The sequence below is a fragment of the Solibaculum mannosilyticum genome, from assembly GCF_015140235.1.
GTDB lineage: Bacteria > Bacillota > Clostridia > Oscillospirales > Acutalibacteraceae > Solibaculum > Solibaculum mannosilyticum.
The window spans coordinates 624,521-646,847 of record NZ_AP023321.1 but is presented as its reverse complement, the minus strand read 5'-3'; the positions used below and the strand labels follow the sequence as shown (position 1 = coordinate 646,847).

16 protein-coding genes and 2 tRNA genes are annotated in these 22,327 nt (G+C 52.6%); 9 read left to right on the top strand and 9 right to left on the bottom strand.

The window, feature by feature from the left end:
* Positions 1–95: 95 nt before the first annotated feature.
* Positions 96–2,003, top strand: coding sequence for a glycoside hydrolase family 76 protein (locus tag C12CBH8_RS03010; RefSeq protein ID WP_215533513.1), 1,908 nt, complete (start codon positions 96–98; stop codon positions 2,001–2,003).
* A 171-nt stretch (positions 2,004–2,174) separates the two neighbouring features.
* On the opposite strand, the gene C12CBH8_RS03005 is transcribed toward C12CBH8_RS03010, so the two are convergent.
* The 8 genes from C12CBH8_RS03005 to C12CBH8_RS02970 all read right to left on the bottom strand — a co-directional run bounded on the left by C12CBH8_RS03005 (position 2,175) and on the right by C12CBH8_RS02970 (position 15,934).
* Complete coding sequence (locus C12CBH8_RS03005; RefSeq protein ID WP_090265125.1) at positions 2,175–2,450, bottom strand: zinc-ribbon domain containing protein; 276 nt, start codon at positions 2,448–2,450, stop codon at positions 2,175–2,177.
* Positions 2,451–2,479: 29 nt separating this feature from the next.
* A tRNA-OTHER gene (locus tag C12CBH8_RS03000) sits at positions 2,480–2,542 on the bottom strand.
* 31 nt (positions 2,543–2,573) lie between these two features.
* Positions 2,574–3,143, bottom strand: coding sequence for a sigma-70 family RNA polymerase sigma factor (locus tag C12CBH8_RS02995; protein WP_215533512.1), 570 nt, complete (start codon positions 3,141–3,143; stop codon positions 2,574–2,576).
* Between the two features lie 154 nt (positions 3,144–3,297).
* On the bottom strand, positions 3,298–4,155 hold the full coding sequence (gene folD, locus C12CBH8_RS02990; protein ID WP_215533511.1) for a bifunctional methylenetetrahydrofolate dehydrogenase/methenyltetrahydrofolate cyclohydrolase FolD: 858 nt from the start codon (positions 4,153–4,155) through the stop codon (positions 3,298–3,300).
* Complete coding sequence (gene lgt, locus C12CBH8_RS02985; protein ID WP_215533510.1) at positions 4,148–5,671, bottom strand: prolipoprotein diacylglyceryl transferase; 1,524 nt, start codon at positions 5,669–5,671, stop codon at positions 4,148–4,150. Before lgt ends, folD begins: the two co-directional genes overlap by 8 nt.
* A gap of 85 nt (positions 5,672–5,756) precedes the next feature.
* Positions 5,757–7,031 (bottom strand): EF-P 5-aminopentanol modification-associated protein YfmH, encoded by a 1,275-nt coding sequence (yfmH, locus tag C12CBH8_RS02980; protein WP_215533509.1) that lies wholly within the window; start codon positions 7,029–7,031, stop codon positions 5,757–5,759.
* Positions 7,028–8,308 carry an EF-P 5-aminopentanol modification-associated protein YfmF gene (yfmF, locus tag C12CBH8_RS02975; RefSeq protein ID WP_246441678.1) on the bottom strand — a complete coding sequence of 427 codons (1,281 nt, stop codon included), beginning with the start codon at positions 8,306–8,308 and terminating at the stop codon, positions 7,028–7,030. The genes yfmH and yfmF overlap by 4 nt, the downstream gene beginning before the upstream one ends.
* 216 nt (positions 8,309–8,524) lie before the next feature.
* On the bottom strand, positions 8,525–15,934 hold the full coding sequence (locus C12CBH8_RS02970) for a GH36-type glycosyl hydrolase domain-containing protein (protein ID WP_215533508.1): 7,410 nt from the start codon (positions 15,932–15,934) through the stop codon (positions 8,525–8,527).
* Between the two features lie 225 nt (positions 15,935–16,159).
* Here C12CBH8_RS02970 and C12CBH8_RS02965 point away from each other — a divergent pair, with 225 nt between their 5' ends.
* The 5 genes from C12CBH8_RS02965 to nth all read left to right on the top strand — a co-directional run bounded on the left by C12CBH8_RS02965 (position 16,160) and on the right by nth (position 19,621).
* Positions 16,160–16,795 carry an HAD family hydrolase gene (locus C12CBH8_RS02965; protein ID WP_216629323.1) on the top strand — a complete coding sequence of 212 codons (636 nt, stop codon included), beginning with the start codon at positions 16,160–16,162 and terminating at the stop codon, positions 16,793–16,795.
* A gap of 214 nt (positions 16,796–17,009) precedes the next feature.
* Positions 17,010–17,351 carry a PadR family transcriptional regulator gene (locus C12CBH8_RS02960; protein WP_090265140.1) on the top strand — a complete coding sequence of 114 codons (342 nt, stop codon included), beginning with the start codon at positions 17,010–17,012 and terminating at the stop codon, positions 17,349–17,351.
* A complete protein-coding gene (locus C12CBH8_RS02955) occupies positions 17,326–17,913 on the top strand; it encodes a DUF1700 domain-containing protein (protein ID WP_215533507.1) in 588 nt (195 codons plus the stop codon). The genes C12CBH8_RS02960 and C12CBH8_RS02955 overlap by 26 nt, the downstream gene beginning before the upstream one ends.
* A complete protein-coding gene (locus C12CBH8_RS02950) occupies positions 17,910–18,833 on the top strand; it encodes a DUF4097 family beta strand repeat-containing protein (RefSeq protein WP_215533506.1) in 924 nt (307 codons plus the stop codon). Before C12CBH8_RS02955 ends, C12CBH8_RS02950 begins: the two co-directional genes overlap by 4 nt.
* Before the next feature lie 152 nt (positions 18,834–18,985).
* Complete coding sequence (gene nth / locus C12CBH8_RS02945; protein ID WP_215533505.1) at positions 18,986–19,621, top strand: endonuclease III; 636 nt, start codon at positions 18,986–18,988, stop codon at positions 19,619–19,621.
* A gap of 162 nt (positions 19,622–19,783) precedes the next feature.
* Here the strand turns inward: nth and C12CBH8_RS02940 are convergent, their stop codons facing one another.
* The gene (locus C12CBH8_RS02940; protein WP_090265148.1) at positions 19,784–20,152 is read right to left on the bottom strand and encodes a helix-turn-helix domain-containing protein; all 369 of its coding nucleotides are present in this window, start codon (positions 20,150–20,152) and stop codon (positions 19,784–19,786) included.
* A gap of 515 nt (positions 20,153–20,667) precedes the next feature.
* On the opposite strand from C12CBH8_RS02940, the gene C12CBH8_RS02935 reads away from it, so the two are divergent.
* The 3 genes from C12CBH8_RS02935 to C12CBH8_RS02925 all read left to right on the top strand — a co-directional run bounded on the left by C12CBH8_RS02935 (position 20,668) and on the right by C12CBH8_RS02925 (position 22,292).
* Positions 20,668–20,743, top strand: a tRNA-Thr gene (locus C12CBH8_RS02935).
* Positions 20,744–20,896: 153 nt separating this feature from the next.
* Positions 20,897–21,829, top strand: coding sequence for a helix-turn-helix domain-containing protein (locus C12CBH8_RS02930; protein WP_215533504.1), 933 nt, complete (start codon positions 20,897–20,899; stop codon positions 21,827–21,829).
* A 193-nt stretch (positions 21,830–22,022) separates the two neighbouring features.
* Complete coding sequence (locus C12CBH8_RS02925) at positions 22,023–22,292, top strand: DUF6110 family protein (protein WP_090265152.1); 270 nt, start codon at positions 22,023–22,025, stop codon at positions 22,290–22,292.
* Positions 22,293–22,327 lie beyond the last annotated feature (35 nt).

Genomic DNA, 22,327 nt, shown 5'->3' with positions numbered 1-22,327 from the left:
ATTGCGCCTGTATCGCCCAAATACAGGTGATATCTCGGCTTTTTTAACACGGGTATCCAAAGCGATCGGACAATAGTGAAAAAGGAGTTGTACCTATGCGTAAAAAATTAATGGGGAGAATACTTTCTCTCACCATGGCGCTGGCGATGGCTTTATCGGTTCTGACGTCAGGCGGTGTGCTGACGGTTGGAGCCATGACGGCCGATCAGGCCCAGGAGGCTATGGATGCTTTTCTCAGCGTATACTATAAGGAAGACGAACATCGTTTTTATAAGTTCAGCGACAATCCGCAGAACGGCGGTGAACAGACAAAGGAAACCGACTTCTGGGTATCCGGTGTGCTATGGGATACTTTGAACGACGCCTATGAAGCCACCGGCGATGAAAAATACGCTACCATGATCCATGACGTATACGAAGGCTTCCTCAACAATGAACACGTCAGTTGGGGTTGGGACGTCGACCATTGGACAGAGAATACCTATAACGATGATCTCTGCTGGTGGGCGCAGGCGGCCGCCCGTGCCTATACGCTGACTAATAACAGCGAATATCTGGAGCTGGCTACCGAAATGTACGAGAAGGTCTACAGCCACTGGGATGAGACTTTCCTGGACGGCGGTATCCTGTGGAGAATGATCCCTCCGGAAGAAAATCAGAAAAACGTAGCTACCAATGCCAATGCAGCTATCGTGGCGGCTCGTCTTTCCAAAATCTATGCCGACACCGATCCTGAGAAGAGCGCCGCTTACGAAGAACAGGCTCTGCGTATCTACAACTGGACCAAGGAAAACCTCTATCTCGGCAACGGTGAAATGTTGGACAACATCCAGTTCAACGGACAGAAAAACAACTGGAAGTTCTCTTACAACAACGGTCTATTCGCCGGCGCCAGCTATGAGCTCTACACCATCACAGGCGACGAATCCTATATGGATACTGCACGCCTGTGCCTCGACTGGGTCATTGAGAACCTGACCTTTGACGGCACTACCATGAACGACGAAGGAAACGGCGATGCTGCTGCTTTCAAAATCGTATTCCTGCGCCAGATGTCCTTCATCGCCAAGGCCAATCCCGCTGACGCAGAGAAGTATCTCCCCTTCTTAAAATCCAACGCTTCCCAGGCTTACACACATCGCCGTGCTTCCGATAACCTGTGCGGTTCCAATCTGGCCATCACCCCTGGTGAAGAAGACAGTATTTACAGCATCTCGTCTGTGGCCGCACCTTGCCTTCTATTCTTGTCCGGCTTTGACGATCAGGAAACCTATCCTTTCTACGCCACCTTCTGGCAGGCCGAAGGCGCTGAACGTTCTGACGTTGCCACTGGTACCAATCAGTCTGGCTATACCGGCGGGGGCCACATCGTATGGTGGAATGACGATACAAACCATGTAAAAGACGGTTGGGTCAATTTCCCGGTTAAGGTCCCGGAGGACGGCATTTATAAGCTGCAATTCCGTTATTATTCCCGTCAGGAAAATACCCGCCGTATGAGCGTCAACGGTGGGGATCCTGTCAAATTGACCTTCTCCGGTCAGCCTGCCAATCAATGGCTGGTTTCCAGCGAATATGTTTATCTTCATGAGGGAGAAAACTCCATCCGCTTGACCTATTACAATCCCACCAACCATCCCAATGATGCGGATACTGATCCGTGGTTCTTCCTGGATAAACTGATGGTGGAAGTATTTGAGCCTTATTCCTCTTTGCAGGATAACATCTATGTCTCCCAGACCAAACAGGATGATGCTATTGTCACCAAAATCGATAATCTTCAGGCTGAAGAACAGCCTTGCAATGTAGCACTGGCTCTATACAGTGAAGAGGGTCGCTTTATGGGCACCACAATCCAGTCGGTATCAGTTGAAGCAGACGGTACTGCTACAGTATCCACTTCCCTAGCTGATTTGCCGCAAGGAGTTGGTTCTTACAAGGTAATGGTTCTGGATCCTTCCGGAGCCCCCTTAGCTTCTGCATTTAGCGGTACGATTCAATAACCTGATTTATTTGACACAAAGAGGCGTTACTGGAAATAAAAATCCAGTAACGCCTCTTTTTTATATTTATTCCAAGCCAAGGCAGAATAGTATCTTTACCTATACGCAAAAAAACACCTGCGTGTTACGCAGGTGTTTTTTGTTCATTGGAGTCCAAAGAGCGTTGGTGAATTATTCGCCACGCATCTGGGCAAAGCACTCGCTGCAGTAGACCGGACGGTCCTCGCGGGGCTTAAAGGGAACTCTGGCTTCCTTACCGCAGTTTGCGCAAACAGCGGTATGCATCTCACGGTCAGCTTTGGATGCGTTCTTGCGGGCATCACGGCAAGCTTTGCAACGCTGGGGCTCATTCACGAAACCCTTGGAAGCATAGAATTCCTGTTCGCCAGCAGTGAAAACAAATTCAGCGCCGCAGTCTTTGCAGACAAGTGTCTTATCCTCGTACATGTTTTGTTACCTCGCTTTGAGAATGATTTTGCCCCAGGACGGATTCAAACCGACACCTTTGATACCAACGCTCTGACTTAAGCTACTCGGGCACATTATGATAAAACCGCCCTTTGGCAAGTTTTATGTGTGGATATTTCGCAGCTTTCGTCTGACGCGTTGCAGGGCGTTATCTATCGCCTTAAAAGTGCAGCCTAGTTTTTCTGCAATTTCCTCGTAAGTCGAGCCGCTGAGATAAAGCAAAAGCGATTTCTTCTCCAAGGGAGATAACCTTTCGGTCAAGGAGGTATAAATCCGGCTGGATTCTTCCCACTGAATGACCTGTTGTTCCGGATCCGCTCCAGCATCCGGAACCTCCTCCAATGCCGACGATTCCTCGCCGTTCAAAGAGAGGGATGAATGCAACATAGAATGTTTGAAAGCTGTGCGCCTTGCGCTTGACACGCGATGGCTGACGCACACCGACGCATAGGCACGAAACGGCACTCCACGGGCAGGATCAAATGTAAGCACTGCCGACAGAAGTCCCATCCGCCCTTCCTGCTTCAGATCGTCCGGCTCAAGCCCTGGCGCCAAATCAGCAGCCTTGCTCTCCACCAACGGAGCATATCGGGTAAACAATGCGGCAAAAGCTTCTTGTTCACCTTGACGGGCCTTTTGCACCAACTGTTCATCTGAAACGGAATCAAACAATCTTGACTTCTCCTGCATGAATTCCTTTGAGTAAAAACCAAAAGAACACAGTTATAAAATCTTTTGCTTTCTATTATCATAGCCGATTCACGCAGGAAAGTCAAGTGATAATTTGTGCAATTTCAAAAAAATTTTTGAACTGTCGAGGCTTCTGTTATTTTATCATGCCATTTTGAATTTTGGCAGCCATGAGAGTATTTTGCATTAACATGGCGATTGTCATGGGACCGACGCCTCCTGGAACAGGGGTAATGCATCCAGCTACAGGCTCTACGGAATCAAAATCCACATCGCCGCACAGCTTTCCATTTTCATCCCGGTTCATACCCACATCAATAACAGCCGCTCCCGGTTTTACGAAGTCAGCGGTGACAAATTTGGCCTTGCCAATGGCTGCTACCAATACGTCAGCCTCCCGGCATACAGACGGAAGATCCTTTGTCCTGGAGTGGCAGATGGTGACAGTGGCATTCTCATGCATCAGAAGCATAGCCATTGGTTTTCCCACAATGTTGCTGCGGCCGATGACTACCGCCCGTTTTCCACACAAATCCACATCCGCCGATTTCAAAAGTTCCATAACTCCGGCCGGAGTGCAGGGCAAAAAGTGATAATCACCGATCATGATGCGTCCCACATTGACCGGCTGGAATGCATCCACATCCTTGAGAGGCGAGATGACATTGAGCACAGCCTTCTCATCCAGATGCTTGGGAAGGGGAAGCTGCACCAGAATGCCGCTGATGTCGCTGCGTGCATTGAGGCTCTCGATGAGGGAAAGGAGTTCATCCTGAGTGACGTCGGCCGCCAGACGATACTCCTCCGACAAAAATCCCACCTCTTCACAGGCCCTCTTTTTATTGCGGACATACACCTGAGAAGCAGGGTCGTCCCCCACCAGGATGACCGCCAGGCCCGGTACAATTCCTTTTTTCTTGAGTTCCTCTGTTTCAGCCGCCACCCGTGCTTTGACCTGGGCTGAAACCTCCTTGCCATTGATTAATTTAGCCATTTATATCTTCCCCTTCCTCGTTGTCCTTCTGTACAGGAGCGGCGTCTTCCACTTCATCCTCCTCGTCATTTTGCTTCTGTGCCACACGACGGTAATCCTTGGCCTCTTTTTCCAGCTGAACAGCCTTTGCTTCGGCTTCCTGAGCCTTCTCCTCGGCTCCTTCTTCCCTGCTTTCCCGCAGGGTTTTGGCTGTCTCTTTCAGGCTCTGAGCCTCTTTTTCCAAATCAGACGCCTTGGCAATGAGGGAAGAGGCTTCCCTCTGCCTCTGCACCTTTGCCGCTTCCTGTTCAAGGCGGGAGGCTTCTTCGCTGGCCTCTTCGGCCTTTTTCTCAGCTTCCTCGGCCTTTTGGATCAACTGCTCGGACGTCTCCTTAGGTTGTCCCTCATCGGCCTGGGAAGGCACTTCCTCTTTGGCGGATGCTTCCTCAGAATCCGGGACTTCCTGATCAGGCTCATCCTGAGATGCAGCTTTCTGCGCTTCTTCCATCTCCTGTTTCTCCAGTTGGGCAGCCTGTTCCCGCAGGGACTGGGCCTCCTCTGTCAGGCTGGATGCAAGGGCACGCTGTTTCGCAGCCGCCAAGCGCAAATCCTCTAAGGATCCGCCCTGTTCCACCGTGCCAAACACCGGCACATAATTGGGATCTTCGCTTTCCCTTTCCTTGACTTTGCTCATGATAATGAAGTGAGCGATGACGGCGGCGATGACCACCAATCCGGACAGCAATTGAGAAATACGGATGTTGGAGCTGCCGATGTAAAGACTGTCGGTACGCAGTCCTTCGATGAAGAAACGGCCGATACCGTACCACACAACGTATCCCACAAAGACCTGGCCTTTATACCGGCGGCGTTTGCTCAGCAGATGCAAAAGGATCACGCCGATCAGGCACCAGATGGATTCATAGAGGAAACAAGGATGTACCGGTTGGGTGAAGTCTACGTCCACGCCGTGATCGGCCAGCCACTGCGTATTGGTGTAGAGATAGCTGGAAATATGGTCGCCGGTCATTCCCCAAGGGAGATTGGTGTTGGTACCGAAGGCCTCTTGGTTGATAAAGTTGCCCCATCGTCCGATACCCTGGCCGATGAGGAATCCCACCGCCGCAAGGTCGCATACGCTGAAAAAGGACACCTTGCGCCATTTACAGATGAGACCTCCCACCAGCAAGCCGCCGATCAGACCGCCGTAAATGGCTAGACCGCCTTGCTTTACATTAAAGACATCTGCAAAACTGGTGAAGTCCGAAAGGTTAAATAGGACGTAGTAAAGCCTTGCTCCGATGATACCTCCGATGATACCGCCCAGAATGACATCCAACAGACGGTCGGAATTGACGTCCAAACGTTTTGCATTGCGCATGGCGTACAGCACCGCCAACAGCATACCTAGGGCAATCAAGATCCCATACCAATAGATATCCACCTGCTGGCCGAATAAATTAAAGGAAAAAGCTACCCGGTCGATGGTAAAGGTCAAGCCGTCTCCTAGGTTGGGAAAGGATATGGTCGATTCCACGTTATGTACCTCCTCAGGTTTTTCTCATTTACAAAGAGCAGGCGGCGGATTGGCAGTCCCGATCCACCGCCTGAAAGCTTTTTCTTTATGCCGGTAAAATGATCGACAACGCGCTTCTTTTCTCGTCAAAGGATTCTTTGAGACGTTTCTCAACATCCTCTTTGGTGGCGTTTGCAATACATTCCACCATATCGTATAGGCCGCGGCCGGTGAAGTGACAGGAAGCCAACCGATTGGCAAGATTATCCACACTGTTAAAGCCCATGACCGCCTGGCCATATAAGGTGCGGCGGGCTGTCTCAAAGGCCTCGGCATCCACGCCCTGTTCCCGCATACGGACGATTTCCTTTTTAATGGCGGCGTCCACAGCATCGGGATCCTTGGATTCTCCGGCAATCAAGGGCGCGGAATAACCCCGTCCTTCAAAGTATTCAGCGCCAAAGTTATCGTTGATGAGGCCCTCGTCCACCAGACGGCGGTACAGCGGCGACGCTTTGCCGGTGAGCATCTCCAGCAAAATATTGGTATAGGCCACCTGGGAGGCCGGCACAATACCACCGTTGGAATGCTCCTTAAACCCGATGGTGAAAAGCGGAGTGGTAACCGCCAGCCTCTGCTCCACTCTGGACTGCATGACGTCGTCCGGCTCTTCCACAAATCCCCGCTCAATTTCAATGGGGGTATTGGGCTTGAGCATCCGATCGGCCACAGCCAACACTTGATCTACCGTCACCTTGCCCGCCACTGTCAGCACCATATTCTTTAAGTTATAGAAGGTGCGGTAACAGCGGTACAGAAGTTCGGCATCGATCTGGGCGATGGACTCCACCGTCCCGGCGATATCGATGCGCACCGGGTGATTCTGATACAAAGCGGCCAACAGATTAAACTGGACCCTCCAGTCGGGCGCATCATCGTACATGCGGATTTCCTGGCCGATGATCCCCTGTTCTTTGCGCACGGTCTCTTCGGTGAAATAGGGGGACTGGACAAAGTCCAGTAAAATCTCCAGGGACTGGTCGAAATTCTCCGTGCAGGAAAACAGATAACAGGTCTGGTCAAAGGAGGTGTATGCATTGGCGGAAGCTCCCGTTTTGGCGTAACGGGCAAAGGCGTCGCCGTCCTCGCTCTCAAAGAGCTTGTGCTCCAGGTAATGGGCGATGCCCTCGGGAACGGTGGTCCATTCCTTCTCCCCTTTGCGACGAAATTTGGTATCTATAGAACCGTACTGGGTGCCAAAGATGGCATACGTCGATTGGTATCCCTCCTTGGGGCACACATAGATGGTCAAGCCCGACCGGTGATCGATCTTAAAGATCTTTTCACCCAGACGTTCGTTTTGAATCTCTTGAATCTTCATGCCTTTGCCTCCTCTCCCTCCAGCAGATAGACGGTGTCAAGCGTCACGGTTTTGGCGGCGGCGATGACCTGATCCCGGGTGACACGTCCGGCCGACTCGGCAGCCTCTTCCGGTGACTGGAACCTCCGGTCAAACAGCTGGCTTTCATACCAGTTGCCCAGTCCGAACTGGGAATCGCTGACCGTACGGAAGGAGTTCTGGACGCTTAAGATGGTGGCTGCCAATTCCTCGTCTGTGAATTTGCCTTGTTTGAGATCATCAAGCTGGCGGAGAATCTCTGCCTGGGCCTTTTCTTTGTTGGGACGCTCGATACCGCTTTCCACCAGCAGTACGCCCTTCTGACGGTCGTACCGTGCGGCGCAGTAATAGCAAAGGCTCAATTTCTCCCGCACATTCAGGAACAATTTGGAAGTCGGGGTGCCGCCGAAAAGGGCCGTCATCACCCGCGCCGCCATGACCTCATCGGAGGGCTCGGCGATGGATGTGCGGAATCCCAGCACCAATTTTGCCTGTTGGACCGGCAGCTGCTCGGCCACCTCTTTGACTTTGGCAGGGGCTGGGACAATCTGAGGCGCCGGACGTTCCGGCTTTTTCCGGTTGCACCGGGAAAACGCTTCCTGCATCCGTTTGACCAGCGCATCCGATTTGATGTCCCCCAGAGTGGACACCGACACATAAGCGTTTTCCAGCGCATCCCTCCACGCCTTTGTGACCTGGGCAGGCGTCAGGGCTGCGACTTGCTCCACCGTACCGTACCGGCTGACTCCGTAGGCCTCCCCTTCGCACATGATTTGTTCACAGCGGTTTTTCGAATAAGTCCGTTTATCCACAATCTCCGACTGGATAACTTCAGTAAGGACCCTCTTTTCCCGTTCCACATCGGCGGCACGGAATTTCTCATCCTCCAGCGCAGGATCAAAAAGCAGATCGCACAGAAGTTCAGCGCATTGGTCGGAAACCGAAGTATCGTCCAAAGCATAGCGGTCATCCAGGAACAGGATGCCGATGCTGAGCACCTGGTTTTCCCCCAGACGTCCCACATTGTCAAACAGCCTCGCGCCATACAATTGGGCCAGCTTCTCGTTGAGGGCCGTCATATCGGGGTATGCCCGGCAGGTACGGGCCAGAAGCTGAGGCAGGATCGCATTTTGTGCGGCAGCTTCTTTCTGAAGCGGCAAATGCAGGCTGACGGTCAGCAAGCCGGTTTTAAACTGGTGATTTGCAATGGGTAAGAAGTCAATTCCCTCGCCGATGGAACGGCGGGTAAGATCCGGCATAATGTCATCTCCTCATCTGTAAATTCTATGGAAACAGGCAGAGACAAAAGCCATCGCCCCCAGGAAGCCGGAAACTCCAGTTCTCCAGCTTCAAAAGCAACGGTTGCCCCTGCCCTTTGCACATCATGATTCCATCCGCGCTGCATCTTTGTGCACGATGAAGCAAGGAATCAAAAATAGTACTACAACTAATTTGATATTATACCATAACCCTCCTCAGTGTTGCAACGCCATTGGCCGCCGCCCCTCCGATTTAACAGAATGGTCATGATTTTGAATCTCGACTACGCCGTCCTGATTGACCCTCGTGACCACGCCGCCTCGGACAATCTCTGCGGTAAAGCCGCTCCATCCGGTGGGGAGGTTGGGATGCACCTCAATGGCATCCCCACGGATGCGGATGCCCAGAAGTTCCTCAATGACGATGCGGTAGTACCATCCGGCGGCTCCGGTGTATTGGCTCCATCCCCCGCGTCCTGCGGCGTCGGGATGGGCGTAGATGTCGGCGGCAATGGCATAGGGCTCGGTTTGATAGGCGGCGGCCCGGTCAGGATCCCGGTATTTTTCCGCCGGACTGATAAAATGCAGTACCTTGAGTGCGTCGTCGGCCCGGCCTTCCCGCAGGAGGGCCATGGCCAGCCAACAGGCGGCATGGGTGTATTGCCCGCCGTTTTCACGAAGTCCTGTGGGATAGGCTTTGACGTATCCCGGCTGCTGCTGGGACTGGTCAAAGGGCGGATAAAACAGACGCACCAATTGATGCCTGTCGTCCACCAGGATGCGCATACACCAGTCCAGCGCCCGGGAACGTCTCTCCCCGTCCGGCATGCTGCACAGTACCGAGAAGCTCTGGGGAAGGCTGTCGATGCGGCACTCGTCATTTTCATGGCTGCCCATGGGGGAGCCGTCGTCGTAGAAGGCCCTCAGATACCAGTCCCCGTCCCAGGCCCACTGGTCGATGGCAGACCTGAGGCGTTTTGCCTCCTCCTCATACCGACGGGCACGGTCGTCCTCGCCCTTTCTGCGGCACAGCGGAACCATATTCTCCAGCACCATGGTCAGGAACATCCCAAGCCATACGCTTTCCCCTTGACCGCCGGCACCCACCAGATTGTATCCGTCGTTCCAGTCCCCGCCGCCCATGAGAGGTAGGCCGTGACGTCCCCACTTCATGGACCGTTCCACCGCCCGGACTGCGTGATGATAAAGGACCTCCCTGACGGACGATTTGACCGGTTCAAAATAGCGGTCATGCTCCTCCTCCCGAAGTTCCTCGGCGTGCAGGTAGTGGACCGGCACCTCCAGAATACTTTGATCGCCGGTGGTCTTGAGATATTCACACAACACATAGGGGAGCCACAGCAGGTCGTCGGAATAACGCGTCCGAACCCCTCTCTCCCCGCCGCCTGAACGGGGCAACGCATGCCACCAGTGCATGACGTCCCCCTCCTCAAACTGGTGGGCGGCAGCACGGATGATGTGGCGTCGGGCCAATTTAGGCCGGGTCAGCATCAGGGCCAGACAATCCTGTAGCTGATCCCGGAATCCCCATGCGCCGCCGCATTGGTAAAATCCCGTCTTTCCCATGAAGCGGGACGCCGCCACCTGATGAGGCAGCCAGGTGTTGATGAGCGCATCCAGAGCTGGATCGGGTGTGTGGATGCGGATGGAGTCCACAGGTTCTCCCCGTTCGGGACGAATGCCGGGGATACTCCGCACCGCCTCCTCCGACGCCGCCCATCCCAAGATAAATTTAATGCTTTCCCTGTGTCTGGGAGGCAACCGGCGTTCGACAATGACAGCTCCGCAGGGATCGTGGGTAGGCGCCGGAACGCACCCGTCCCAAAGCCCGGACAAAAAGTCCGGACGGCTACAGGTGTAGGCGTCGGCGCCGCCGTCGGCCGTCAGGAGCATAGCCCCCGGGACGGCTGTATTCCAGGGGTTTTGGAGGGTCAATGCGCCGTCCTCCCAGCGGGATACCTGATACCGCGCCGTACCGCGGCCTACGCCCAGCACCGGTTCCGTATAATAGGCAGCTTGAATGTCCACCGGACGATTGGGGCTTTCCATCTCCAGAAGTACCTCCTTCCACGTCCCCTTGGGCGGGACGGACGCCGTCACTGTGATGCGCACATCCCCCGCCATCCCCTCCCAGCGGGCATACCCCGGCGTGAAGGTGGCGACAGCGCCCAAGGTACAATCGTAAATGCGGCCGTCCAACCGCAAAAGAAGTTGTTCACCGCGGTTATCGGTGCGGGAATCGTTGTACCACGGGGTCAATTTATTTTCCCGGGCGTTGACCGCCCAGGTGTATCCCAAAGCCAGGTCGCCGACCATAGTCCCAAAGGCGGGGTTTGCCAGCACGTGTCCCCACGGCATAGGCGGCGTCTTGGTGATGGTAAAGGCATCCCCATGGAAGACGCCGCCCTCCACCGTGAATCCGGCGGGGGGAGCTCCTATCGGCTCCACGGGAGCCACCGGCATAGGACGATATTCTGTGGGGGATGCCGCTTCGGGCAGCAAATGCTCCGATGCGATGTGCACGGCCGACGCTTTGAGCGCCTGGATATTTTGCTCCTCATGACGCATCTCGTCCACCAAGTGGATACCACCCCGCTGTCCCAGAAGGGAATCGATGTCTTCCGTCTTGAGCACCCAACGAATGGCGTCCACTGCCGGACGGTCATACTGCCCGCCCTCCCGGTAAAGGATGCAGAGGTCCATTGGAATCCCGGCCCGTCTCAGGAGCTTGTGGAGCTTCACAAAGGGCTGGATGGACTGGACCTTCTGCGGGTCCTTGAGAATGACCAGCACAATGGGGACGTCTCCTGAGATTCCCATACTCCAAAGGGCCGGCGCACCCAGACGGTTGTTTTTGGCGGCTTCCCGGATGTCCGCCGATTCCTGCATCGGGTAAAAGAGCCGGGGCAGCAGGGTGGAACCGATGCGCTGTTCGATCCCTCCGCCCGCCAGCGGAGATACCGCCGCTCTTTCCGGAGTGATATCCCCCTCCTCCCGGATGGCAGCCAGGTTGCCGACGGCATCCTCCCTGGCGCCGGCGGCGCTGAGCAACAGCGTCAGCGCCTTTTGACCCTTGGGCGGCAGATTGACCGTCGCCCGGATGCAGCAGGCGGTGTCGGGAACCCCCTCTCCCGGCGTGAACGGTTTGGTAAACAGCTCCTCCCGCAGCAGGGATGAGACGCCGTAGGGCCTTGTGAGAATGCGTTCCCGGCTCAGGTCGTATTCATAGGCCACTTGCTCCAGGAATCCCACCGCCAGATGCATCTCATTGCCTTTTCCCCGTTTTCGCCGGGAGAAGACGAGGCTTTGAGTGGATGGATCGTAGGACGAGCGCAAAAAGAGACGGGAGAAAGCGGGATGAGCTGCATCGTCCTTGGCGGGGATAAGGGCCGGTTCCAGGAAAAACAGCACTTGAACGTCCATTGGCTTGGATGAATGATTCTGAAGCAGGATTTTCCGCTGTTCACAGGCTAAAATCGGATGAAGGCTGGCCATCATGCCGGCTTCCAGCTTGTTCTCTTTGGCGTAAAAGGCGGCGTAAGAGGAGGCAAATTCCACCCGTCGCTGCACCTGTCCTTTTTCCATGGGAAGGGGCGTGATGCTGAAGGGCTCCCCTTCCCCTTTGACCACGGCAAAGATCCCCTCCGGCCGGCGAAGCAGATCGTCGGAGCGGCGCACTACGTCCATACCGCGGAAGGTGGATACCCCTGCTCCTGTGTCGGTAACCGCCAACGTCCACTGATCGTTTTGCAGCAGATGCATGCGGGGATTCGCGGGACTAATCACCTGATATTCCTCCTTTTTCTCGATGGTCCGGCCCACCTTTTGCGGGATGGGACGGTGTTCTACATCGTCAAACACCACCGTTCCAGCCGGAGCCTTTTCCTCCAGCAATTCCACTGCCGAGGACATCCTTCCATCCCGCAGGAACCGTCGTTGAAATACGCCGTCATACAATAGATTGGCAATGGCCACCAGACTCATACCCACATGATGAGCCATATAGCTGCGCACCACCGCGTAATCGGCTCCGCTGAGGCGGCGTTTTACCGTAAAGTCGGCCGCTTCGTACATGCCGTACCGCCCGGTGATGTCCATCTCTCCCAGACGCTGCAAATTGCGGATGGCTTTCTGCGGTTCAAAGGGAAGTGTAAGATAAGTGGAATAGGGGGATACCACCAATTCGCTGTCCATCCCCCGTTTCAGTCCCAATTTCTGAACGCCGTGGGCTTTGTACTGATAGTTGAGCTGGGGATCAAAGGCGTAAAATCCGCTTTCCGAAATGCCCCACGGGGCGATGCCTCTGGTGCGTCGGCGCTGGCAGTAGGTACAAAACCGCAGCGCCTCGTATCCCAGGGAGCCTTCGTAGGAAGGAAGCACCAAATAGGGCATAAAGTACTCAAACATGGTGCCTGTCCAACTGACCGGTCCGGTGTATCTCCCCTGCCTGGCGAGGGTGCGTCCCAAAGCGCCCCAGTGTTTCTTGGGCACTTGTCGGGAGGCCACAGCAAAATAGCTGGTCATGCGCGCCTCGCTCATGAGAAGATCGTAGTAAGACCCGCTGAGCTGTCCGCTTTCCAGATCGTAGCCGATGTGCAGCAGACGGCGGCGGGGATTGTAAAAGACCCCCAGGTCGGTTTCATCGATCATGCATTCCAACCGGGCGACTAAATCCATGACCTGACTGTCCCCTGCCATCTCTTTGAGCCCCTCCTTGAGGGAGACAAGGCAGCATACAAAGTTGCCGCTGTCCACACAGGACACATACCGCGGCGTCAAAGGACGCAGGGTGAGGGTGTCGTACCAATTGAGAAGATTTCCGTTCCACCGCTCCAGGCGCTGGATGGTATCCACCATGTGTCCAAGACGGGTGACCATGGCGTCCCTGTCGATGAGGCCGAAGTCGTGGGCCGCCATAGTGGACAGCATGGCAAGGCCGATGTTGGTCGGCGACGTCCGATGGGCCGTCACCGTGACGGGCGCCTCCTGCATGTTGTCGGGCGGGAGCCAATGATCCTCCGGCGTACACAAATCCTCATAATAGCGCCACATGGCGGCGGCGTGGGATTGGAGCATATCCCGCTGTTCGGAGGAGAGGTCATGTCCCTCCTTCCCGTCCGGACGGGCGGTCGCCCATGCTGTCAGGGGCAGGGACAAGAAGGCAAGTCCCAGCAGCCATGCAAGCACCACCTTGCCCCAGATGATCAGTACCGCCCCCAACAGAACGCCTATCCCATAGGTTTTTATAAATCCGGCCGTATTGTGCTTGTGCTGTTCGGCATCGGCAGCCGTCACCCAGTCCAGCAGCCCCCGTCCGGAATAGAAGCGGCGCCACAGCGCCCGGACAATGGCGTCCAACGACACCAAAGCGGTACGGGGCAGCATCATGAGCTGCATCCCGGCTTGGAGCAGTGCTTGGGATGCCTGGGGAATGGCCTTGGAGTAGTACCGCCGTGAGAATACAAACATTCCTCCGCTGATGAGGCCGTAAACGGCGGAAAACAATCCGGCCCCCGCGCAAGACAGCACGCCCGCTATGGTAAGCGCCCAAGCGGCTCCGCCTCCTACCAGGGTGGACAGCAAAATGCACGCCATGGCGATCACCGGTGTAAAGGAGCGGCGCAGGTTGTCAAACAATTTATAGCGGGACAAGGCGTTTAACGGATTGTGTTTTCCATCGGCCGTTTTGGTGGCGGAGGAAATCCACACAATGTTTTGCCAATCCCCTCGGATCCAACGGTGAAGGCGGGCCATCCAGGGACCCATCCCGGTGGGAAAGCCATCGCTCATCTCCACGTCGGACACAAAGGCTGTCCGCAAAAAGCCCCCTTCCAGGATGTCGTGACTGAGCACTTGATTCTCAGGCAAAGCGTGGTTGAGCACTTCATAAAAGGCATCCACATCCAAAAGTCCCTTGCCGGCAAAGATGCCTTCTCCAAATAGATCCTGATAAAAATCCCCCACCAGGGTATCGTAGGCGGTGACGCCTCCTAATCCGGCCATGATGCGGGAAAAATCAGTCTGTCCGGCGGATCTTAAGTCCACGTCTACCCGCGGGGCCAGGATGCCATAGCCCTTGACAACCCTGCCCAAAGACCGATCCACTTGAGGACGATTGAACGGATGCATGGCTTTGGCCACCAAATCGGCGGCTGTATCCATCAGCAATTCGGTATCGCCGTCCAGGGCGATGATGTATCGGATGGAAGAGAGTTTTTCTTGCGGCCCTACCACCGTCAGAAAATGAGGCCTCTCCCCTTTGATCAGACGGCACAGTTCCAACAGTGCGCCCCGTTTTCTTTCCCAACCCACATAGGCCCTCTGGGTCTTGGAATACACCCTGGGCCGCACCAAGAGGAAAAACCGTTGCCCGTATTGGCGGTTGAGGTCACGGACAATGCGGGATGCCGCCGCCACTGCCGATGCATCCTCCGGGCGCTGCGGCTTCTTTGCCTCCTTGAGATCGGCCAACAGGCAGAAGTAGGTTTCCCCCCTGCCGTTTGTCCGGTAGAGATGCTCCAGCCGCCGGCGAAGCCCCGACGTCTTTTGCGCGGTGGAAAGCAGCGTGGACACCGTCACCAAAGCGGGGGCCTCTTTTGGGACCTCTCCATCCAGTTCCATGCGGGGCAAAAAGGTAGGAGGCACCCCTTTGAGGGCCAGAAAATCCACCAGCGGACGAACGGCCTCCCACAAGGGAAAAATAAGCAGCGGAATCAGCCACCATCCCCACAATGCCCCGGCTAGAATCGAGAGCGTCACAGGGAAAATCACCTGAACCGTCAAGGAGATCCTCCCCCGGCGCTTTCGTCTCTGACGGTCGCCTGTCATCTCTTCAATCCAGTACCCCACGTGTTTTTTTGACGTCTCTTTTGCCTCCTGGGCCTTGTGCAGGACGTCTCGCGCCACCTTCATTTCGTCCCGGCCCGTGCGGCGGGCAATGCGGGTGATACAATGCCGGTAATAGCCCCGCGTGTCCTCGCTCATGCTGGAATAGATCCTGGCCGGATCTCCACGGAGGATGGATTCCACACCGCTGAGCCGTTCCACCATACCGATAAAATCCATATCCTGAAAAGCCCTGAGGGATTGGATGGCGTTTCCCAGACGAACGGCATTTTCCTCTTCCTTCCCCCATTGGGAGGCCGCACGCGCCGCCCAGTGGATCAGGGCGGCGCGCAGCATAAGCTCCAGATTCTCCAGCTCGCTCCCCTGCAAAAGACGATAGTGCTGCACCTTCTGAAGCTGCCGTTCCAGCCCTTCTGGATCAGGCATACCGCCGGTGGGCGCGCAGATGGCTTCACACACGTGATAAAGGGCACAGAAAGCCTGTCCCTTTCTGGCCGGCAACGGCTCTTGATACTTCAGCTCCCGCAGAAGTGCCCGCCCGTTTTTTTCAATCAGATAGAAGTTATCGCACAGCCATTGTTCTACGTCGCTCCTCTTTTGACGTCCCAAAGCAATTTGATACTGCTCCCGCATCCGGTTTAGTTCCCGGCCGAGCTGACGGCGCAAGGCGTACATGGAAACCCGTGTAATGGTTCCCGGGCGTCCCACCGCTTCGGACGCATCGTAGAAAAATCCTCTTACTTGTTTGATTCGGCTCAACTCTCTCACCCCGCGCAGATATTCACAGGATATTGTTGCCGGAAAAACACCCCATCATTCCTCTTTGTCGGAAAATGTGGACGCATTGTTTTAAAAATCCCGCCGGGATAGGACAGGATCATTTGGGTCAAAACTATGACAGCCGGAAATGACTTTTGCGGCTATGTATGGTAAACTATCTTTTAGAAGCATGTCCGCAGAAAAGTTAGCATTTGGAGGTTTTCTATGATGGTTCAGCCTAAGAAGTTCACCCACTTTATCTTTGATCTGGACGGCACATTGATCGATACCGAACAGTCCGTGCTCGCCACTTGGCAGACTACTTTAAGACAATTCGTACCCCATAAGCAGTTCTCCTTGGAAGAATTGCGCGTCGTCTTGGGCATCACAACCAAGGAAGCTTTGAAGAAATTGGGAGTGGATGTGGGAGAAAGCTTTGAAGATCAGTGGAACGTCCATTATCAGAAAGTGGCCCACACCATCTGTTTTTTCCCCGGCGTGGAGGACATGCTCCAAGCCCTAAAGCAGAGAGGATACACTTTGGGCATCGTCTCCTCCCGGAGCCGTCAGGAATACCGGGATTATTTTCAAGGCTTTGGCTTGGATTCCCTCTGTTCTGCCGTGGTCTTAAAGGAGGATACCCAAAAGCACAAGCCGGATGCCCAGCCTCTTCTTAAGTATCTGGAGCTCGCCAAAGCCGACGCTAACCAGTGCATCTATATCGGGGATATGACCACCGATTTGGAATGTGCCAAAAATGCCGGGCTCTCCTCCGGATTGGTAACGTGGGACCGTCCAAACGTCAAAAACAGCTTAGCTGATTTTATTTTCACATCGCCTTCGGACATTCTGAACATCTAATCCAAAGAGCTAACCCCATAATAAAAAGCAGCCGATTGTCCTAATCGGCTGCTTTTTTGTTTGTCGGCTATACCTCGGCGCCATGTACGGCAAAATTTTTCCCGGCAACTAAAAAAAATAGCGTTCACTACTTGACAATACCACAATAGAGGTTTATATTTAGTATTGTTCAATATATAGTACTCGTTTTGAACCAGTATTGAGAGGTGAAGCGATGAACATCCAATTTAAAAAAGGCGTGTTAGAACTGTGTGTCCTGGCCATGCTGGAAAAGGGAGACCGGTACGGCTACGAGATTGCCTCCAACCTCTCCCAGGCGGTAGACATTTCAGATGGAACGGTTTACCCCATTCTTCGCCGGCTCAAGCAGGAGAATTACGTCACCTCCTATTTGGAGGAGTCCAGCGGAGGGGCGCCCCGCAAATACTATGCGCTCTCCCCTTCCGGACGGGAATTTCTCGAATTGCTCAAAGCCGAGTGGAAACATTTTATTTTTCAGGTAGACCAGATCATTGATGGAGGTGAAGAGATTGAACAAGCAACAGTTTCTCAATGAATTACGCGCTGCTTTGGCTCCTCTTCCGGCGGTGGAACGGGAGGATATCTTAGCCGATTACGAAGAACATTTCCGTATTGCCGCCGAGACCGGCCATTCCGAAGAGACCGTAGCCGCCGCTTTGGGTGACCCCAGGGAGCTTGCTAGAAGCTACATCGAAGGGATGGATCCCCCTCCTTTTGATCCCACCGATCCAACGCTTGGAGGTAAAGCGGCCTATCCTTATGCCAGACGTCCCCAAAGCCATGGGGGGATAACGGCGGGAGTAGTTCTATTTAATGTATTTATCGGCGTTTGGGTCTTGATAAGTCTTGTGGGAGCCTGGATCGGCCTCTGGATGGTGCCGGTCGTCCTTGTAGGGGTAAGCATAGCCTGCATTGCAACTGGTATATGCGTTCCAATGATAATGGTCAAGTGGTCCCTTATCTTAGGGGGGATCGCACTGATTGCCTTAGCCATACTGGCCATCATCGGCATGGTTTATGTGACAAAATACTTCTTCAAAGGCATCGGGCTTTACTTTAAGGCCTGTGGCAAACTTTGCAGGGAGGGAAAACTATGAAACTAAAAGTACTGGTCATTTCACTGGTTTGTGTATTTGCCGTGGCTTTGGGAGGCGCTACCATTTGTGCTACCATGTCCCGCCAGGAGATCCGCGACTATATCGAACAGACTCAGACCAATTATACCGACAGCAAAACCGCTTCTTTGAACGGCGTCAATTCCATTCGAATCAATTCTTCCTCCGATCAGCTGACCATTATCCAAACCCCCAATGTCGATCAGATTCAAGTCGACGTGGACGTGGAAACCTATGGTCTGCACATCCCCGCCCCCCGCTATCAACTGCATACCGACGTCCAAAATTCCACTCTGCAAGTCTATTTGGAATCTCAGGGCGGAGGCATCATTCTATACGGCGGCACCCGGAGCACTATGACCATCTACCTGCCCCAGTCTTATGCCGGGGATTTGGATCTGGATGCCGATTCCGATACTGTGCTGTTGGATTCCCTGTCGGGCCTCCGCAATCTGAAGCTGGATGTGGATTCCTCCAAGCTGGAAAATCGGGGTGGACTCTCGGCCCAGAACATCGAGATGGAACTGGATTCCCTGTCCGCCGACCTGACCGATGTATCCGGACGTGTCAATGTGGACATGGACAGCGGTGAACTAAACCTGTCAATGGCCCGGGTGGACGACGACATTACATTGCAGGGTGATATGTGCGATGTAGTCTTGACCATCCCTCAAGATTCCAGCATCCAGGCGGATCTGCGCTGCGAATACGGCGATCTTTCCAGTGACTTCCCGCTCAATCCCACCATGGACGAGGACAACGACGTGCTTTATGGCATTATCGGCCAAGGCCAACATGTAATCCGCGCCCAAATGGAAATGGGATCCTTCCAATTGAAACAATCGGGTGCAAATTCTATTCCACCGGTTGTAGAGGACGGCACATCTATGCCTGCCGCTTAAACTTTGACCCTCCTAAATTTTCCGCCCCAGTTAATTTGGAAACTGGGGCGGATTTTTTTGCCGTTTGCAAAAGAACAGGACATGTCTTGTACTGGAGGGGAATTGTGTGGTAAAATGCAGGAAAGAGACGAATGTCTCTCAAGGAGGGTTTTATGACAAAAAAACAACGCGCTTTAAAAGCCATTGAAGCATTGAAAGAATTGTATCCTGTGGCTCACTGTTCTCTGGATACTACAGGAGCGTTACAACTGCTGATTGCAACACGTCTATCGGCTCAATGCACCGACGCGAGAGTCAATCAAGTCACTCCTGTTTTGTTTCGAAAATTCCCAACCTTGCAGTCCTTCGTGGAGGCTGATATTAAGGATATCGAGGATATCATCCGTTCCTGCGGGCTTTATAAAACCAAGGCCAAGGATATCAAAAATATGTGTATCGATATCGCTCAGAAGTATGGCGGGCAGGTTCCGGACACCATGGAGGATCTCACCTCTCTGCCCGGCGTAGGCCGCAAAACCGCCAATCTAGTGCTGGGTGAAGTATTCGGAAAACCTGCGGTGGTGGCGGATACCCACTGCATCCGTTTGTCCGGCCGGATCGGATTGACCACCGTTACCAAGGATGCTTATAAGGTGGAAAAAGAACTGCGCGCCATCCTGCCGCCGGAGGAATCCAACGATTTTTGCCATCGTCTGGTGTATCATGGCCGAGCCGTATGTACTGCACGGTCTCCTAAATGCGACCAATGTACATTAGCGGATATTTGCATTTCATGCGGCAAAGTATAGCTGAACAAAATAAAAGTCCCCTCCGTTTTCTGGAAGGGACTTTTCCTATTCAAGTCTCTCATATTATACTTTGACGACAGAATACATCTCTTTTTTCAAAACCCAAAAAAAGAGGCATTGGAATGCCTTTGTTGGAACCTCAAAAGAGTTTCCTTACATCTTTTAAGTGGACTGGTTTTTTATAATACGCGCCATATTTTCCAGCAAGCTTTTTTTCGATTCGGTATTAAGTTTACGATAAAGCCGCAGCAAAAGTTTTTCTTCGTCCGGCAACCCGGTCATTCCGTCTTCGCGGCTTCGGTCCAAATCATACGGTGCATACTCACCGCGTAAAACCGTTTTGTTTTCCAACAGATAATCGATAGAAACATGAAAAAAAGCCGATAGCTTTTTCAAAGCTTCCAAATCCGGTTTGGTTTTTCCGATTTCGTAATAAGTGTAGGTAGAACGTTCTATATTTAAATACTCTGCTACTTGCCGCTGGGTATATCCGTTTTTTTCTCTCAAATAACGTAATCTATCAGAAAGCATTGGATCACATCCTATTTCGTTCAATTAAAGTATAATATGTCCAAAATAGTTTGTCATAATTTGTGAATACAATTCACGATTTTGATGTGAAATAGGACTATTTTTCAAAGTATTTTTTAAATATGAATTTCAGATCGCTAACTTTTTTCGAAAGTAAGTTAAAAAACCAGTTGGAATACCTGGAAAATAATTATAAAAAATATACAAAAATAGAGGGGATTGAAGTCTGTAGTATTTTTCGCACAAAAAAGAACCGATGCATTTTAGGAAATGGATTATTCTTCTCTTTTGTGTTTGACGATCGCAGTAAAAATAATTGGAATTTTTCGCCTAGAAATCGTGAGAAAATTTTTAAAAAGCACTTGCATTTTATAGCAAAATAAGGTATTCTAATGAAGCGTTTGATAATTAATAAGTTTGTCGTTCTGCCTCGTCGGGCTCATAACCCGAGGATCAGGGTTTCAAAAGGTCTATTTTGCTTTTGTCAAATGAATCTTAATTTCACTTTTCTGTTTGCTGGAGTGGCTCAGTCGGTAGAGCAGCTGATTCGTAATCAGCAGGTCGTCGGTTCAAGTCCGATCTCCAGCTCCAAGCCTCTAAAACGAAATGTTTTAGAGGCTTTTCTTTTTCCATAAAGCCATACAAGATTAGAACGCAGCTCTTCTTTCTTGACAAATTCTACATGGATGGGCTATAATCGCCTTGTGGTTAGCATTAGCTAACCAAGAGAGGGAGGATGGTCCTGTGTTTGAAACAATGCTGGAACAGATAGCAGATCAGAATTCATCCCCTAAGACGATTCACTGGGTGACCTCTATGACAGGGGTACGGGTCTGTGATTTTGCCTGTTATCCTCCTTTGGATTCCATCCCATTGATCTTGTCCACTCATCATTTTGAGGTATTATTCTGTTTGCAGGGAAATATCCGCATTGAACAAACAGACGGCCGTAGTCTTGACCTGCAAGAAAGCGAAATTTTACTGCTTTTCGATCTCTCCCAGATTCAGACGATTCATTGGTCCGACGATTTTGCTCAAGGCGTCCTTGTATCGATAGACACTTTAAAATCTTACGAAAGCCTCTTTCAACTGTGTTCTCTTATGGGAGGCCTGGATTTCGATCCTGTCCAAGTGGAGGATGTTATGCGCCGCCATAAAGGTTGTGCCATCATCTCCCAGAACGGTTGGATCGACACGGTGTTTCATACTGCAAAGCAGCTTTCCCCCGACCAACGCGGCCGGTACTGCACCTTTATGACGATAGAGCTCCTGTACTATTTAAGCCACGAGAATGACTATTTTACATATAAATCCCCTTTTTCCTATTTCGATCTCCATCAGGTAAAAACCGCTCAGCAAGTACAGGACTATATTTTATCTCATTTGGATGAATCTTTAACCATCGATCGGTTGTCCCGGATGTTTCATATTTCATCCACATTGCTGAAATCGTGTTTCCGTCAACTGTACGGACAACCTCTTCACAAGTATATCCAAGAAAACCGCATCCGACAGGCAGCCAAACTTTTGCTCTCCACCAATCAGCCGATTTTACAAATCTCCGCCGCAGTGGGGTATGAAAGCGCAAGTCAGTTCGGCGCCTTATTCAAACGCTATTATCAGACCACTCCTTCCCAATACCGGAAAGAGGCAAAAAAAATGTCTAAATCCGTCTAATTCAGTCCAAAACGGTGTGGAATTCCGAACAGTGATGTCGTATAATCAGTCAGATTTCAGTATCAAATGAAGTTCCCTGTAAGGAGGTATTTCCTTGAAACATCATCGTTTCTGGGCCTGGGGTGCCGTGATCTGTATGGTCTTGGCCATCGTTACTGGGTACAAACACAGATGACACAAAGGAGGGACAAGCATGAGTTTGTATAAGAATCTGGCGCTGTTTTTTGGCGGCGTCCTGTTTGGTTCGGCGGGAATTAAACTGCTTTCCAGCAAGGATGCCAAAAAGGCGTATACACACGCCACTGCCGCTGCTCTTCGCATGAAGGATTCCGTGATGAAGACGGTGACAGACGTACAGGAAAACGCTGCTGACATCTTGGCTTCTGCTAAGGATATCAATGAGCAGCGCGCTGTACAGGAGGCTGTGGTGGAGGATACGTCCGAGGAAACTGCCCAGGCGTAAACAAAAACCATAGAGAGGGCCGCTTGTGCGGTCCT